Below are 869 nucleotides of genomic sequence, written 5' to 3' on the forward strand. Positions count from 1 at the left end.
AAAAAAGTTTGAAAAAACATTTGACAGAAAGTTTTCAACTCTATAGAATACGCGGCCTACCAACGAGGGAAGCAACGCTGAGCGAGTTGGAAGTTCTTTAAAAATTAGGTAATTCAGAGATAATTTATGTGGAAGCTCTCTTGATGAGTGGCCTATTAAAAAATCTCGAAACTTTGACAAATATGTACATGGTACTCAATTTATTGAGTCATGCTTACTTTGTCAATTCCGAGTGTTTATATCGTGAGAACGATTTTAAATAAATCAAGCAAGATTAAACTGAAGAGTTTGATCCTGGCTCAGAATGAACGCTGGCGGCAGGCCTAACACATGCAAGTCGGACGGTAACAGAGAGAAGCTTGCTTCTCTGCTGACGAGTGGCGGACGGGTGAGTAATGCTTAGGAATCTACCCTTTAGTTGGGGACAACGTATGGAAACGTACGCTAATACCGAATATGCTCTACGGAGTAAAGGTGGCCTCTACTTGTAAGCTATCGCTAAAGGATGAGCCTAAGTGAGATTAGTTAGTTGGTAAGGTAATGGCTTACCAAGACCGCGATCTCTAGCTGGTTTGAGAGGATGATCAGCCACACTGGGACTGAGACACGGCCCAGACTCCTACGGGAGGCAGCAGTGGGGAATATTGCACAATGAGGGAAACCTTGATGCAGCCATGCCGCGTGTGTGAAGAAGGCCCGAGGGTTGTAAAGCACTTTCAATTGTGAGGAAGGTAGTGTAGTTAATACCTGCATTACTTGACGTTAACTTTAGAAGAAGCACCGGCTAACTCTGTGCCAGCAGCCGCGGTAATACAGAGGGTGCAAGCGTTATTCGGAATTACTGGGCGTAAAGCGCGCGTAGGCGGATT

1 rRNA gene is annotated in these 869 nt (G+C 44.9%); it reads left to right on the forward strand.

Annotated elements, in window-relative coordinates:
* Positions 1 to 276 precede the first annotated feature (276 nt).
* Positions 277 to 869, forward strand: a 16S ribosomal RNA gene (locus J3998_RS13080); the annotation flags it as partial.

It is taken from the genome of Thiomicrorhabdus marina (assembly GCF_017571465.1).
Taxonomy (GTDB): domain Bacteria; phylum Pseudomonadota; class Gammaproteobacteria; order Thiomicrospirales; family Thiomicrospiraceae; genus Thiomicrorhabdus; species Thiomicrorhabdus marina.